At 54.5% G+C, this 15283-nt stretch carries 15 protein-coding genes and 3 pseudogenes; 17 read left to right on the forward strand and 1 reads right to left on the reverse strand.

Going from position 1 to position 15283, the window contains the following annotated elements; translation table 11 throughout:
• Positions 1 to 187 precede the first annotated feature (187 nt).
• From B9K09_RS22965 to B9K09_RS22975, 3 genes and pseudogenes are all read left to right on the forward strand, one after another.
• A complete protein-coding gene (locus B9K09_RS22965) occupies positions 188 to 625 on the forward strand; it encodes an MCP four helix bundle domain-containing protein (protein WP_371917409.1) in 438 nt (145 codons plus the stop codon).
• A 1-nt stretch (position 626) separates the two neighbouring features.
• A pseudogene (locus B9K09_RS22970) lies at positions 627 to 848 on the forward strand (methyl-accepting chemotaxis protein); the annotation flags it as partial.
• 201 nt (positions 849 to 1049) lie between these two features.
• On the forward strand, positions 1050 to 1754 hold the full coding sequence (locus B9K09_RS22975) for a methyl-accepting chemotaxis protein (RefSeq protein WP_371917465.1): 705 nt from the start codon (positions 1050 to 1052) through the stop codon (positions 1752 to 1754).
• A 44-nt stretch (positions 1755 to 1798) separates the two neighbouring features.
• Here the strand turns inward: B9K09_RS22975 and B9K09_RS15295 are convergent, their stop codons facing one another.
• Entirely contained in the window at positions 1799 to 3865 is a 2067-nt protein-coding gene (locus B9K09_RS15295; RefSeq protein WP_087517620.1) for a bifunctional diguanylate cyclase/phosphodiesterase, read from the reverse strand.
• A gap of 238 nt (positions 3866 to 4103) precedes the next feature.
• On the opposite strand from B9K09_RS15295, the pseudogene B9K09_RS15300 reads away from it, so the two are divergent.
• The 14 genes and pseudogenes from B9K09_RS15300 to B9K09_RS15365 all read left to right on the forward strand — a co-directional run.
• Positions 4104 to 4205, forward strand: a pseudogene (locus B9K09_RS15300) (GNAT family N-acetyltransferase); the annotation flags it as partial.
• A 24-nt stretch (positions 4206 to 4229) separates the two neighbouring features.
• Positions 4230 to 4889, forward strand: a pseudogene (locus B9K09_RS15305) (sterol desaturase family protein); the annotation flags it as partial.
• Between the two features lie 90 nt (positions 4890 to 4979).
• Positions 4980 to 5534, forward strand: a complete 555-nt coding sequence (locus B9K09_RS15310; protein WP_087517622.1) for a sigma-70 family RNA polymerase sigma factor — start codon at positions 4980 to 4982, stop codon at positions 5532 to 5534.
• A 2-nt stretch (positions 5535 to 5536) separates the two neighbouring features.
• Positions 5537 to 6487 carry a FecR domain-containing protein gene (locus tag B9K09_RS15315; protein WP_087517623.1) on the forward strand — a complete coding sequence of 317 codons (951 nt, stop codon included), beginning with the start codon at positions 5537 to 5539 and terminating at the stop codon, positions 6485 to 6487.
• Positions 6488 to 6601: 114 nt separating this feature from the next.
• Complete coding sequence (locus tag B9K09_RS15320) at positions 6602 to 9103, forward strand: TonB-dependent receptor (protein WP_087517624.1); 2502 nt, start codon at positions 6602 to 6604, stop codon at positions 9101 to 9103.
• A gap of 268 nt (positions 9104 to 9371) precedes the next feature.
• Positions 9372 to 9662 carry a DUF3649 domain-containing protein gene (locus tag B9K09_RS15325; RefSeq protein WP_087517625.1) on the forward strand — a complete coding sequence of 97 codons (291 nt, stop codon included), beginning with the start codon at positions 9372 to 9374 and terminating at the stop codon, positions 9660 to 9662.
• The gene (locus B9K09_RS15330; protein ID WP_087517626.1) at positions 9659 to 11296 is read left to right on the forward strand and encodes a PepSY domain-containing protein; all 1638 of its coding nucleotides are present in this window, start codon (positions 9659 to 9661) and stop codon (positions 11294 to 11296) included. The genes B9K09_RS15325 and B9K09_RS15330 overlap by 4 nt, the downstream gene beginning before the upstream one ends.
• A complete protein-coding gene (locus B9K09_RS15335; RefSeq protein ID WP_087517627.1) occupies positions 11296 to 11640 on the forward strand; it encodes a DUF3325 domain-containing protein in 345 nt (114 codons plus the stop codon). The genes B9K09_RS15330 and B9K09_RS15335 overlap by 1 nt, the downstream gene beginning before the upstream one ends.
• A 123-nt stretch (positions 11641 to 11763) precedes the next feature.
• On the forward strand, positions 11764 to 12012 hold the full coding sequence (locus B9K09_RS15340; RefSeq protein ID WP_087517628.1) for a hypothetical protein: 249 nt from the start codon (positions 11764 to 11766) through the stop codon (positions 12010 to 12012).
• A gap of 92 nt (positions 12013 to 12104) precedes the next feature.
• A complete protein-coding gene (locus tag B9K09_RS15345; RefSeq protein ID WP_087517629.1) occupies positions 12105 to 12386 on the forward strand; it encodes a peptidylprolyl isomerase in 282 nt (93 codons plus the stop codon).
• Between the two features lie 475 nt (positions 12387 to 12861).
• The gene (locus B9K09_RS15350; RefSeq protein WP_087517630.1) at positions 12862 to 13563 is read left to right on the forward strand and encodes a YebC/PmpR family DNA-binding transcriptional regulator; all 702 of its coding nucleotides are present in this window, start codon (positions 12862 to 12864) and stop codon (positions 13561 to 13563) included.
• A gap of 190 nt (positions 13564 to 13753) precedes the next feature.
• A complete protein-coding gene (locus B9K09_RS15355; RefSeq protein ID WP_087517631.1) occupies positions 13754 to 14380 on the forward strand; it encodes a hypothetical protein in 627 nt (208 codons plus the stop codon).
• Between the two features lie 29 nt (positions 14381 to 14409).
• On the forward strand, positions 14410 to 14844 hold the full coding sequence (locus B9K09_RS15360) for an NUDIX domain-containing protein (RefSeq protein ID WP_087517632.1): 435 nt from the start codon (positions 14410 to 14412) through the stop codon (positions 14842 to 14844).
• Positions 14845 to 14955: 111 nt separating this feature from the next.
• Positions 14956 to 15213 (forward strand): hypothetical protein, encoded by a 258-nt coding sequence (locus B9K09_RS15365; protein ID WP_087517633.1) that lies wholly within the window; start codon positions 14956 to 14958, stop codon positions 15211 to 15213.
• Positions 15214 to 15283 lie beyond the last annotated feature (70 nt).

Below are 15283 nucleotides of genomic sequence, written 5' to 3' on the forward strand. Positions count from 1 at the left end.
GCGTAACGCTGAACTGGGGGAAACGGCATCCGCCAAAACTAAGATCTATCGGCCCTCAGTTTGAGAAAGCGTTGGCAGCTCAATCCGAGTTACTGTGCGTGGTATAGACTGGGTTATTAAGCAATCACCCAGGAGATCCAACATACTTCGTGCATTCGCCGATTTGGGGTTTCGTTGGAAAATTGCATTGCCAATTCTGCTGCTGGCAGTGCTTTTGGTGACGATGGGTGTTCTGGGGATGCGCGGCATCACTCAGGTTGCAGACTCCAGCAGCAAATTAACCAACCGCTATTTACCTGGCATCAGCTTGCTGTTGAATGCGGATCGTGATCTTTATCAGGCGTTTGTAGCCGAACGCAGTTTGCCCGGTGAAGCGGTTGGCAGCCGGGCGCAAGCACTGAGCGCAGCGCATGCGGAGAACGTGCTACAGGCTTACTATCGCGTGCATAAGTTCGCGGACATGCAACCCGGCAGCGAGGCGATGAAGTTGGTCGCGCAGCTTGATGCTGGCTTCGAGCGCTGGAAAACCACCTCACAACAGGTCGTGCAACTGGCCACCAGCGATCCACAGGCAGCAAGTGACTTGAGCTTTAGCGCCGCGTACAGCTATCGACAAGTTCGGTGAAATGGACGATCAAGCAGCAAATGCTGAAGGGCTTTCAGCTATTGAGCTGGGCAAAACACTGAGCTGGCAACAAGGTTTGATAATCGCCATTGGTTTATGCGTGTGTCTGGTGTTGGTCATTGGCTTTCCGATTTTGGTGACCGGCCCGCTACACAATCTGCTTAATCGTATCAATCAGATCGCAGACGGCGATGGTGATTTACGTGTGCGTCTGGATGTTGTCTCCAACGATGAATTGGGCAAGCTAAGCCATGCCTTCAACCGCTTTCTTGATAAGTTGCAACCGCTAATAAAAGAGGTGGGACGGGTCACTTACGAGGTTGAAAGTTCGGCGCAGAATCTGGCCGACTTAGTAGTCGCCAACGACCGCCTTATTAGCAGCGAATATGCCGCGGTCGATCAAGTAAGCACCGCCGCCACCGAAATGAGTTCTGCGGTTCATGAAGTGGCGCGCAACGCACAAAACGCGGCCGACACAGCACGCAGCGCCGAAATCCAATCGCGTCAAGGAGCGCAGGTGGTTGGCGGGGTGATCAATTCAATTCGTCAATTGGCCGAAGAAGTTGAGAGCGCCTCTGCCAGCATTCAGACCCTTGAGCAGGAGGCTGGCAATACCGGTGCGGTGCTGGCGGTTATCAAGGGCATTGCCGAGCAGACCAACTTGCTCGCGCTGAACGCTGCCATCGAAGCTGCACGTGCAGGCGAGCAAGGTCGAGGATTTGCAGTAGTAACCGATGAAGTTAGGGCTTTGGCCGCGCGCACTCAAGACTCGACCAAAGACATTCAGGTAATGATCGAGCGCTTGCAAATTGGCGTGCAGAACGCGGTCAAGGCCACTCACTCAGGCAGTAGCATGGCTCAACAGAGCGTTGAGCAGGCGGCGGGCGTGGATCAAGCACTGACGGACACCAGCGACTCAGTACAGCGCATCAATGATATGGCCGCGCAGATCGCCACAGCCTGCGAAGAACAAAGCAGCGTAAGCGAGGAGATTGCGCGCAATATCAGCGATATTCGCGACCTATCGAATGAAGCGGCGCAGACCTCTGAGCAAAGTGCGCAAGCCAGCAAACACCTTTCAGAGTTGTCGCACGGTTTGAGCACACTGGTCGGTCGCTTCCAGGTGTAGAGCATCGGGCTTGTACTTGCGCAAACGATTTGTACTTGCGCACACTAACAGGATGCCAGGATGGGAGCTCCCAGACTACTGAGCAACATATCAGCCGGTTGTGGCCTGCCTAAATGAAAGCCCTGCAGCGTATTGCAGCCTAAACGGGTAAGCAGGTCCTTTTGGTCGCTTGTTTCCACGCCCTCGGCAACAATCTTCATGTCCAAGGTTTGGCCCAAGGCAATGATTGCCGAGACGATCGCTGCATCATCATTACCCTGCGCCAGCGCCATGATAAAACCACGATCGATCTTCAATTCGTTAGCTGGCAAACGCTTGAGATAAAGCAGGCTTGAGTAACCGGTACCGAAATCATCGATTGAGATACTCACGCCCAGCGCCGATAAACGATTGAGTACATCCAGACTGGCCTCTGCATCACGCATGGCGGTGGACTCGGTGACCTCAAGGATTAAATACCGTGCATCGATCGCGTAGCGCTCCAAGGCTGAACGCACCACATCCACGAGGCTTACGTGAGCCAACTGAACCGTGGACAGATTGACCGCCATGTTCCAGCTGCCATGCCCTGCATCATGCCAAAAGCGTAGTTGTCGACAGGCTTCATTGATCACCCAATTACCAATTGGAATGATCAAGCCAGTGCGCTCCGCAAGCGGCAAAAATACATCCGGTTGAACCAAACCATGCTCCGCGCTTTGCCACCGCAGTAACGCTTCAACCCCGACAATCAAACCATTAGGCGCCAGCATTTTAGGTTGGTAATGCAGACAAAATTCCTGACGCTCAAGTGCTAATCGCAAGTCTTGCTGCAACTGCATTTGCTCATGGGCATTGACGTTCATGGTGCTTTCAAAGAAGCAGTACGCGTTACGCCCCGTCTCTTTGGCGTGGTACATCGCTGCGTCGGCATTGACCATCAACTCATGGGCTGTCGTGCCGTCAGCGGGGAACAAGGCAATACCGATACTGACGGAAAGATTAAGGGTGTTGCCGTCAACACTGTAAGGCTCGGCAATGACCTCGACCAGCCGTTGTGCCAGCGCTGCGGCATCCCCGGGTTCGCTGGGATCAACCAATACCACGAACTCGTCGCCGCCCAGGCGGGCCACCGTATCTTCTCCACGCTTAGCGTCAAGGATGCGTTGTGCGATCTTCATAAGCAGGCGATCACCGGTGAAGTGTCCATAAGCATCGTTGACGGCTTTAAAGCCATCAAGGTCCATAAATAACAGTGCAAATTGATGTTTTTTCCGAGCGGACTTATTGATCGCCTGCTCCAAGCGGTCATTCAAAAGCAGCCGGTTAGGTAGCTTTGTCAGATTGTCGTGCAGGGCGAGTTGCACCAACTCGGTATTGGCGCGATCAAGCGAGGAAGCTAACAGGTTGGTGCGTACATCGAGCATGGAAACGATCAAGGCAATGGCGAACACCGCCAAGCTCACCACAATCACCAATACCGCCAGCCACTTGGTATCGATGCCGCTGTTGGCCGCGCCGCAAAAGCTACCCACAGGGAATTGCGCAGCCGCCATACCGGTGTAATGCATACCCACGATGGCACAGCCCATGACCAATGATGCGCCGATGCGCGCATAGGTATTGACCTCTGACTCTGTACGCAAACGAAAGGCAATCCACAACGATGCCCACGAAGCGGTTGCCGCGATCACAATCGACAACACAAAAAGCCATGGAATATAGACAACATCAGGGCTCATCAACATGGCTGCCATGCCGGTGTAATGCATGGCAGCAATGCCAATCCCCATTAACAAGCCGCCCAACCACAAACGCGCGCAGGGCAGGTTCTCCTGACAAACCAACCACAAGGCGAAGGCAGACGAGAAGATCGCAATGATCAGCGAAAGTAGGGTCAGCGTTACGTCATAGCCCAACGATATTGGCAGGCTGAACGCGAGCATACCGATAAAATGCATCGACCAGACGCCAAAGCCCATGGCGAATGAGCCACCAATCAACCACAAGATTGCCGCGCGTCCTTTGGAACCTGAGACCCGGCCAACCATGTTTAGCGCGGTATAGGCAGCAAGAATGGCGACGATCAAAGAAAATACGACGAAAACGCCGTTATAGCTGCTGACGAGCATGAATGACTCACTGACTGAAGAGTGCGACGCAACACAAATGATATCAAAAGGACATCAATGATTAATCACATGTATTGACTCGATAAGACCAGCGGTAGCGAGCCAGAGGTCTTCAAGCCCGATATGTCGACCACAGCGACTTCGTTAAAAAGATGGCAAATACCCACCTCGGAACATAAGTTACACAAGCCCGCCATCTGTATTTCAAAGGACGAAAGACAATGAACACATCGACTGTCGAAAATTTGCCTTCGAGACTGAAGGACAACTGCGTGATTATGCAGTGCGTGATGGCGCCTTTGTCGATGTTCTAAGCATGGCCCGAATCCGTCAGCAGTAAGTGCTTAACAACTGGGGCAGCCCCATGAAATTCGACACCACAGATTTTCGCCAGCGCTATCGCGCAGCGATTCATCCTCGCTATAACGCTTGGCTGCATGCGGGTTTCGTGCTGCTATTCGGTGCCTTGAGTATTGCTTTTTTCTGGAGCCACGCGCAAAACGTTCGCCCTTGGGAGTGGTTGGCAATACCTGCGGCCTTGGTGTTGCACAATTGGGGCGAGTACATGGTGCACAAAAATCTGGGGCATCAAAAACGAAGCTACGGCGCCATGTTTTACAAGCGCCACAGCGGTGATCACCATAGTTTCTTTGCCCGTGGCCAGATGAGCTATGAGTACATGCAAGACTGGCGCGTGATCTTATTCCCGCCTTGGCTAATCGTGCTTTTTACCGCGCTTATTTTTCCGCTCTGGTGGCTGCTAGGGACTCTCAACGAGAATATTGCAGCCTTGTTCTGCGGCTCAATGTTAATCGGCTATCTGAGCTACGAAATATTCCACGCCTGCGAACACTTACCCGCTAGCCATCCTGTTTCGCGCCTGCCGTGGATACGCCAAATGCGCCGGTTGCATGAGTTGCACCATGACCGCGATTTGATGCAAACGCACAACTTCAACCTGATTTTCCCGCTCTGGGACTGGTTCTACGCAACCCTCACCTGGCAGGAAGATAAGGCCGAGGAGCCCAATGCTGCGCAAAAGACTCGCCAGCCACACTGAGCCGGCTCGCGACAAATACAGCGGCACTTGCGTGAGACCTGTAATCCATAGAAAATGAATGATATTAATTATCATTCAGAGTCTGTGGTGTTCTCTCCGCCTCCCTCAACTGAGCCAACCGCCCAGCAAACGCTGCATTCGCTCTACCGCGAACATCATGCCTGGTTAAGGTTGTGGCTGCGTAAACGCCTGCCATGTGCAGAAAGCGCTGCGGACTTGGCGCAGGACACTTTTGTACGGGTCCTGACCAGCCGTAAAACCCAGGATCTACGTGAACCGCGTGCTTATCTAAGCAGCATTGCGCGTAGTTTGATGATTGATGGCTTTCGCCGCCGTGCTCTGGAGAACTCCTACCTCGAAACCTTGGCATTGATGCCCGAGCCACTGGAAATCTCCCCAGAAACCCGTGTATTGATTCTCGAGACACTGCTGGAAATCGACCGCATGCTCGATAACCTGGGCGCGCGCGGCCGTGAGATTTTCCTCTTGGCTCAACTCGAAGGCCTAAGCCAAGTCGAAATTGGCCGTCGTCTGGGCGTTTCAACCAACACTGTGCGAAAACATCTGGTGCGCGCTCTGACTCAGTGCCTACTCCTGATAGAAGATTAAGCATGAGCACTAACGCCGCCCCTTCCACAGCCGTTCTACAGGCTGCCGCCAACTGGTATCTCGACCTGCAAGAGGCGCCGAATAACACAGTCTTGCTTGACGCGCACCAGCGTTGGCTAGCTGCCGATAGCGCTCATGCCCAAGCCTGGGCACGCCTGGAAAAACTCCAAGGCAAGCTAGCGATTTTACCCGCAGGACTGGCTCAGCCAACGCTGTCGTCTGCCAGTAATAAAAGGCGCGAAAGCCTCAAACTACTCGGGCTGTTGCTGGTGGCTGGGGGCGTATCGAGCTTAGCCTGGCAATCGACAACGTTGAGCAGCCTGCGCGCGGACCAGCGCACCGCCACCGGTGAACGACGCGATGTACGCTTGGACGACGGCAGCACTTTGCAACTCAACAGCGCAACCGCAGTGAATATTGACTACAGCAAACAGCTACGGGAAATCAGCTTGCTGCAAGGTGAAGTACTGGTGCAAACCGCCGCCGATCAACAAGCCCGTCCCTTTGTTGTGCATACCGACCAAGGCAGTATCCGTGCCCTCGGCACGCGCTTTTTAGTGCGTAGCGAGGGCGATCGTAGCCAAGTTCAAGTGCTCCAGCATGCCGTTGAAGTCCGCTCGACAAGAAACCAGCCGCCGCTGCGAGTGGATGCCGGTCAACAACTCTGGTTCGGGGCTGACAAAGCACTGGCTGTCGAGCCGCTTGAAAGTCATGCAGATGCTTGGGTCAATGGCATGTTGGTGGTCAGCAATTGGCCGCTACCCAGGTTCATCGCTGAGCTTGCCCGTTACCGCTCGGGCGTCCTGCGTTGCGATCCTCGGCTGAGCAACCTGCGTATCTCAGGCGCATTCCAGCTTGCCGACACCGATGCAATCCTCGACAACCTGACCACTACGCTGGCCCTGCGAATTCATCGAGTCAGCCGTTATTGGGTGAACGTGGAACCAGCCTGATCCAGACATTGAAAAATATTTTTCCGAAGTGTTGTTGATTCGTATTCTCACTCGTCCTGGTAGTTAAAGCGCCAACAGTGCGCAACCAACAAAACCACTACCAAAGGACTTTCCATGTCGCTCCAGACTGTCACGCGCCACGCCCGGTTGCTGGGTTCCGCCCTGTCTGATCCGCTGTGCGTAGCTATTCATCGCGCCGTCCTGGGCAGCGTACTTGCTGTTCCTCTGGTGACGGTATTACAGGCCCAGCCCGCCTTTGCTGAGTCTGTGGTGGCAGAGCAGGAATACAACATAGCTGCGGGCACTCTGGAGTCAGCACTGAATAGTTTCGCCGCCACTGCGGGTGTCAGCGTATCGTTCACCCCGCAAGCCCTCCAAGACTTGAGTTCAGCAGGCTTGCGCGGCCGTTATACCAGCGATCAGGCGCTGGAAAAGCTACTGATGGGCAGTCGTTTGAAAGTCGTTCGCCAGACTAACGGCAGCTATTCATTATTGCCGCTAGCCACAGATGAGGCGAGTAATAGCGCGCTAGAGCTGGATGCAACCTACGTCACCGGGGTCAGCCTCGGCGCAACCACCGAAGGCACAGGCTCCTACACCACTGGATCGACCAGCACCGCAACGGGCTTGCCATTGTCGATCAGGGAAACCCCGCAATCAGTGAGTGTGATCACCCGCCAGCGCATGGATGACCAAGGTCTCACCCAGCTTAATGATCTGGTGCGACAAACGCCGGGGCTGAGCATTAACCAGAGCGGTAACGGCGGCTCGGATACCAGCATCATCTACTCGCGCGGCTTTGCCGTGGAGAACTATCAAATCGACGGCGTGCAGTCGCTCAACAGCAACTATACGTCGATCATCCAAAGCAACGATTTGGCACTGTATGACCGTGTCGAAATCATTCGCGGTGCCACCGGTCTGACCAATGGAATCGGAACTCCGGGCGCGACCCTGAATATGATCCGCAAGAAGCCAACATTCGAGCCACAAACCAGCCTCACGGTCACAGGTGGCTCCTGGAATTACCAGCGCACCGAGCTGGACACCAGCGGTCCGCTGACCGAGAGCGGCAATATTCGTGGTCGTTTGGTTGGGGTGTATCAGGACAACGAGTCGTACATCGACCGATTCAATGAGCGTAAAAAAATCTTCTATGGTGTCATCGAGGCAGATCTTACGCCCGACACCCTGCTCACCGTTGGCATGGATTATCAAAGCCATCAGGCCGATGACCATGCGCGCAGCGGTTTACCGTTGTACAACCAAGATGGTTCGCTCGCCAACTGGTCCGACTCGGACTCGGCGGGTGCAGCCTGGGCTTACTCAAACCGCACATTCAGCTCGGGGTTTGCCACCTTGGAACAACGCCTGAACGAGCGCTGGAAAGCCAAGCTGACACTCAACCAAGGCCGCTACAAATATGACGAAGTAATAGGTTACGCAGCCAGTGGTTATCCCGACCCGGCGACTGGCGCAGGCATGGGCTTGTGGGCGGGTCGCTGGGAAGCCAAACCGGTGCAAAACAGCATCGACCTGAATATCGCCGGCAGCTTTGACCTATTTGGCCGCGAACATAATGCAGTCTTCGGTTACAGCCAGCAAAACACCGACTATCGCACCAACGGTTATCCCCTTTGGCGCTTCGCTGACTGGGATAACTCAATTGATGACATCTACAACTGGGACGGCAAAAACCCAGGAAAACCAGCACTGCCTGCAACCAGTCGGAATGATTACAGTGAAGCCCAAACGGCGGCATATGGCAGCTTGAGGTTGCGCGCAACCGACGCACTGTCAGTCATTCTTGGTGCCCGCGTTAGCGACTGGGAGAACACCATCAAAATTGATTACTACGACCCGACCTCAACCGACACCGATGACAAACGCACTGAAACCGGTGTGGTGACCCCTTTCGCTGGCCTGGTTTACGACCTCAACGATAACTGGTCGCTCTACGGCAGCTACACCAGTATTTTCAAGCCGCAGAGCAACATGACCGAAACAGGCAATTACCTCGACCCGCTGGAAGGTGTCGGCTATGAAGTCGGCAGTAAGGCGGCATTCTTTGATGATCGCCTCAACCTTGGCTTGGCCCTGTATCAAATCGAGCAAGACAACTTGGCCGTCGCGATTCCCGGCGTCTTCGCTCCAGATGGTAATCAGGCTTACAGGGCCGAATCAGGCACCAAAACCCGTGGTTTTGAAGTCGAAGTATCGGGTGAATTGGCTCCAGATTGGGAAGCCAGCGCCAGCTTCAGCCGCAACATCGTGCAAGACAGCGACGGTGCCAAGCTCAACACCAACGTTGCTCAAAACACCGCCAAACTGTTCAGCACTTACACCCTGCGCAACATCGGTAACGGCCTGACGCTGGGCGGCGGTGTCAATTGGCAGAGCGAAATTTACAGCGACGGCATGGGCCCGCTCGGCGTGCGCTTCACCCAGGATGACTACGCCTTAGTCGATGTGATGGCGCGCTACCCGTTAACCGAGCAACTCAGCGCCACCCTCAATCTGAATAACCTGCTTGATGAGGAGTATTACACCAGCACCTCTTCCAGTTATTTCGGTACACCGCGCAATGCAACACTGGGTTTGCGCATGGACTTCTAAAAGCCTCTGAAAACAACGCCCCTGAAAACAACTGTGCAGGTATTTCTGTTGAGCATTTCCCGCCTGATATAACACCGCATTGTTGGAATCGGTGATGTTTACACTGCCGAATGAAACATTTTGTCACAGCTTGACAGCCTGTTTCCCTTAGAGTTTTGCCTGTGTCGTTCGTCTTTGATTTATACGCAACTGATTCTTGTTAAGATTACTTTTCATTCCTCGGCCCAGCCGAGGGACCTCCTTTGTTTCGAACGATGGCTGCTTGCTGATGAAACCGACCTCTCCTTCCCGTGGCCGCATTTTGTGGTCACGCGTAGCCGCCGCGATTTTCGGCGGCTACGCGCTGACCTCGGCTAGTGTGATTTTTCTCGGTGCGGTGCTGCCGCTACCAAAAAGTCAGGCGATTCTGGCCTCTTCATTGGCCAGCTTTGCGGTTTATACCGCGGCGATCATTTGGGTCTTTGCGGTACAGGACAACCGTCGTGCGTGGCTTGGTCTGATGTTGCCAGCAATGGTTCTGGCTCCGCTGGGCTGGTGGCTTGGGAGGGGCATGGTATGACTCAGGAAATCAAGAAGGACGGCCTGCGTCAGTCGATGGCGTGGCTGCACACTTGGGGTGGGCTGTGGGCTTGCTGGGTGCTGTTTGTGGTGTTCCTCACCGGATCACTCGGCGTGTTCGATGAAGCCATTACCCGTTGGATGAAGCCACAACTGCCGCAAGCAGGCGAAATCCGTGGCATGGACGACGGCGTTAACCGTCCTCAAGCGGTGCGTGTCGGTCAGGCGTATTTGCGTGAGCATGTGCCAAGCAGTCACTTCTGGGGCATCGGCCTTCCAAGTGATACTGATCCTGCAGTACGGGTTTTCTGGCAAGACCAAAAGGAGCAATTCCAAAACCTGCGCCTGGATGCCGTCAGCGGCGAGCCAATCAAAGCCAGTACCGAACGCGAAAGTGAAGGCGGCCACCACTTCGTGCACATGCACTTTGAGTTCCATGGCGGCACTGCAGGTATCTGGTTCGTCGGGTTCTTCACCATGGCCATGCTCGTTGGCTTGGTCAGTGGCGTGATCACCCATAAACGCATCTTTAAAGACTTCTTCACCTTCCGTCCTGGTAAACAGCAACGCAGTTGGCTAGACGCACACAATGCGGTGTCAGTGCTGAGCCTGCCTTTCCAGCTGATGATTGCCTACACCGGTCTGGCGACCTTCTACATGCTGTATATGCCAGCGGGTATCGAAACCCATTACAACACCGACGACGCTTACTTCGCCGACCTACTGACTCAGCCGTCTCCGCGCGAAGAAACCGGCATCAGCGCCGAAGTCACTGCGCTCGATCAAATACTGGTGAACAGCGAAAAGCAGCTGCAACGACCGCTCAGTTTCATCAGCGTTGAGCACCCCGGTGACAGCAGCGCTTCAGTGGTGACCTTTGGCCGCTTTATCGAAAAAACCGGTGAATACCGTTTGCTCGGCGACGGCGGTGGCCAGGTGTTCTTCGATGGTGTGACTGGCGAGCAACAAGATATTCAAGCACCCGGCGAATTACGCGGCGGCGCAGCCCAGGACGTGCAATCGGTAATGCGTAACTTGCACTTCGCCGCCTTCGGTGGGCTCACCGCCCGCTGGCTCTATTTCATCTGCGGCTTGGCTGGAGCAGCAATGATGGCAACCGGAGCCATTCTATTCATGGTCAAGCGCCGGCAACGTTCTCTGCATGAATTTGGCGCTCGCACGCCACAGGTCTATCGGATCATCGAGGTGCTGAACATAGGGTCCATCAGCGGCATCAGTTTGGCTTGCGTCGCCTTCTTCTGGGGTAATCGCCTGATTCCGTTAGGTATCGCTGACCGCCCAGAGTGGGAAGTTGCCGCCTTCTTCGCAGTCTGGCTACTGAGCTATGTCCACGCAGCACTGCGCCCGGCATCTCAGGCCTGGATTGAACAATTGTTGGCAACCGCAGCGCTGTGTCTGGCGTTGCCACTGCTCAATTGGTTGGTGGTCGGCGACCAGTTCGTCACGTACCTGCAACGCGGTGATGGCGAGCGCGCCGCTGTCGAGCTTACCGCCATATTCCTAGGCCTGTTAAATGTATGGGCGGCACGTCAGCTCTGGCGCAAAAGCCTAAATAAAGCCAAGAGCAAGGCGCCCCGACAAAATCTGAATACTACTGAAGTAGAGGTGGCTTGATGGACATGGTGCTCGCTCTGCTGCTCGGCGCAGCCTTGAGTTACGCCGGCATGGCTGCGCTATGCCTGGGGATGGATCGGCATCACCGACAGGTCTGGACGCGCACAGCGCCAGCCCTTCAGCGGGTATTGCGCGTACTCGGCTGGCTGCTGCTGGCCGCAGCCATTTGGCCCTGTGTTCGCGCCTGGGGCAGTTCGGTTGGTGTGGTCATCTGGTTTGGTCTGCTCAGCGCTGCAGCACTCATTCTGGTGCTGCTTCTGCCCTACCGGCCAAAAGCTGCAGCCCTGCTAATGGGCTTGGCAGCCGCTGGTAGCCTGCCCGCGCTGTTGTGGAGTGTCAGCTAGGTTAAAGGGCCTGATGCGCCAATCAGGCCGATGATATCTAGCCGCGCACTGTTCTCCTGAACGCTAAAAGCCAGCAGCGCGTATACTCGCGCCCTCACTCATCTACTGCAGCACATGGATCACATGAAAACCACTCAGTCGCCAGCCCCAGCCCTCGACGCCAAGACCGTTGATGCAACCGTCACCGAGGCAACTGGCGAAACGGCTGCCAAGCCTGCAATTCCAGCCTTCAAGTTTCCGTTCTCACCCGCCACCTTTGCACCGGGCAAGAACGAGGGTCAGGCGTGGCATGGCAAGGGCAATAAATCGGCTCACGAGAAGAAAATCGGCCCAGCACCAAGCGGTACACGCCGTTCGATGGGTAAGCGCTAGAGCTATCTACGTGGGTCGGTGATGCATTCGGCGTTTGAATCATCGACTGATTACGGTAGGCTCAGCAACTTATTCGATAGGAGTACATCCCCATGGCTCGAGCCACTGCCCGCCACATCCTGGTTTCCAGCGAAGCCAAATGCAACGAACTGAAAGCCTCAATCGAAGGCGGCGCTGACTTTGCGCAGGTCGCTAAAGATAACTCCAGCTGCCCATCAAGCCGCGACGGCGGCAACCTGGGTACTTTTGGCCCAGGCCAAATGGTTAAAGAATTCGACACTGTCGTATTCAGCGCCCCGGTTAATGTCGTGCAGGGTCCAGTGAAAACCCAATTCGGTTATCACCTGCTCGAAGTCACAGATCGCCAAGACTGATGACTCTGCTACGCGCCGTTGCATAACGGCGCGCTTGCTTAAACGCCCCGCCCCAACAAAACCTGATCTAAATCGAAGCCTGCTGAATCCAACAAGCTTCTTAATTCAGCATGCACGTCAGCGACATTGTTAATGGCGCTGCAAGCCTCGCTCCGACCCGATAGACCAAACCAGTGCCCACATGGCATCACTGAAGACCTATACAGTTTGCTGTTGTCCTTGATAGGCGCCGCAGGTGCGGTCGTGGCGATGGCATTGCCGGAAATTGAACATATTTCAAATCGATAATCGCTAGCCGAGAGTCTCAAACTAGAGGCGCTTGGGCTTTAAACACCCGTGTCTGTGAATTTGATGGGTGTCAGCCTCGCTCGGAACGATTAAAATAACCCACTAACTTTTTGATGCCCAAGCTCCATGCCCTCAAGGCTGCTGTGTCTGGGTGAACCTATCGTATTACTGACTCAAGAGAATCCCCATGGGCGCACAGTGGAAAGCCAAACCTAAAGAAGCCGCAGCCAACGCACGCGGTAAGATTTTTGGTCGCCTGGTCAAGGAGATCATGATCGCTGCCCGTAATGGTGCCGATCCGGACATGAATCCTAAGCTGCGCCTTGCTGTGCATCAGGCGAAAAAAGCCTCCATGCCCAAAGACACACTGGAACGCGCTATTAAAAAAGGTGCTGGCCTACTGGGTGAAACAGTCAACTTTGAACGCACTACCTACGAAGGCTTTGCGCCCCACCAGGTACCGGTGATCGTTGAGTGCCTGACTGACAACATCAACCGCACGGTTGCCGAAGTTCGCGTGCTGTTCCGTAAAGGCCAGATGGGCGCGTCCGGTTCTGTAGCTTGGGATTTTGATCATGTCGGCCTGATCGAAGCCTCACCCGAAGGTGAAGCGGATGCTGAATTGGCTGCTATCGAAGCTGGCGCTCAGGATTTTGAAGAGGCGGATGAAGGCAACACCCTATTCATCACCGAAATAACCGACCTCGATGCGGTATCCCGCGCCTTGCCAGAACACGGATTTACCGTGAACTCGGCAAATATCGGTTACCGGCCGAAAAATCCAGTGACCAGCCTGAGCGCTGAACAGCTTGAAGAAGTCGAAGCTTTCCTTGAAGCGATCGACGCTCACGATGACGTGCAGAATGTCTATGTAGGTCTTGCAGGCTAAATCCAGTTCGCAGAGCGACAGTTCTCGGTGTGCTTATCGGCATGCCGAGGATGCGAACCTGCCCCCTCAAATATGCAAGAGTTGCTGTTTTGCCACAAGTAGCACAATGCCAGTACGTCATTACAGGTTAAAATCTTCATTACATATACAGAAATGTGATTCCCATCAGGGATATCCCCAGGAGTTTGCTTTGCACAGGTTTTTAATCCTCGCGTTAAGCGTCTTGCTTACCGCGTGCGCCAGCACTGCCCCAAGCGACATACCGCGGCACGCGGCCTATGAGCATTCGGTCGCCAGCCCCATGGCAAAAACCACCCTTGAAGCGCTGCATAATGCCGAGGCTATCCCTCTGCCGGTAAATCCGGGTGTCGCCGTACCTTCATGGACCATCACTGCCGACCAGCCGCGCTTGAACTTTGGCAGTTCGATTTCAAACTACCGGGTGTTTTCACTGGCCCTGAAAAAGGGTGAGCACTTCAATCTGAATGTGAATTCGCGCTGCAACAATTCGTGCCTGGGCGTGAGCAAATTCGCCATCAAGCCGCGCGCCATGCTACTCGACAGCTACGGTGTGGTAATTGCCAATAAACCATCGCACACAACAACCGGTGTCGGTCAGATGAGCATGGGCTGGGAAGGTGAAGCGCCAGAGAGCGGCACTTATTACCTGCTGGTTGCAGCGGATAACGAAGACATTGGCAAAACCATCGTGATTGACGACGTGTGGTTGAATAACTCGCCACTGATGTCCGTCAAAGTCGGCCCGAACAGCCTGTCACTCGGCGAAACCAGTGCGTTCTCCAACACACTGCAGTAACCCACATGCCTCATAACCAATAGCAGCGCATGCCAAGCGAACTTCCAATCCTCAACATCGCTGCTATTTGCTTATTCGATTTGAATGGGCGCTTGCTGCTGGTGCGCAAGCGCGGCACTCAAGCCTTTATGCTCCCGGGTGGCAAGTGCGAGCCAGGAGAAAGCTCGCTTAACGCGCTACAGCGCGAACTGCTGGAAGAACTAGAGCTGCGCCTCGATGTGAACAGCATCAGTTTGCTCGGCCAGTTTTCAGCGCCAGCCGCCAACGAGGCCAACACCCGCATTACCGCCACGGTATACCGTGGCGCCCTACCGCATAGGGTTTATCCAGCGGCTGAGCTTGAGCAACTCGAATGGTTAGAGGCGCAACAGCCACGGCCAGATAACCTTGCCCCACTCCTTTCTGAGCATGTTTTGCCTGCACTTGGCGGCATCTGGCTTAGCCATACCACTGCGAATCTCTGAACCAGCCTTACAAAACCTCAATAGCCACTATCAGAACGATCGATTTCTACTCTGCAGCGCCGCTGAATAATCTATATGCATCCCGAAATGCTCAGATCAACAGGTGCTTAGATGAAACATTCAATCGCTCTTTTACTGGCTGTATTAACTGTGGTTCTCAGTGGCTGCGCCTCGCAACCGGAACCCAGAGAGCCTGCCTATAGCGACGCCGAGGTTAAGCAATTTGCACTTGAGGTCCTGAGCCGCAGCAGCCTGTCGATGGAAGATTACGAGAAAATTCGCAAGGCCCTGCTCAACCCGAACCACTCCATGTCCAACTCGATCAGGAATGTTAAGACCGCATCAGAATTTAGCCCTGAACGAGGTTGAATGGCACACTTCATCCAGGCTTTTATCTAGGCATGGCGATTTCGCTGAATAAATCACCATGATCAATAAA

The organism is Pseudomonas sp. M30-35, from assembly GCF_002163625.1.
Lineage (GTDB): Bacteria > Pseudomonadota > Gammaproteobacteria > Pseudomonadales > Pseudomonadaceae > Aquipseudomonas.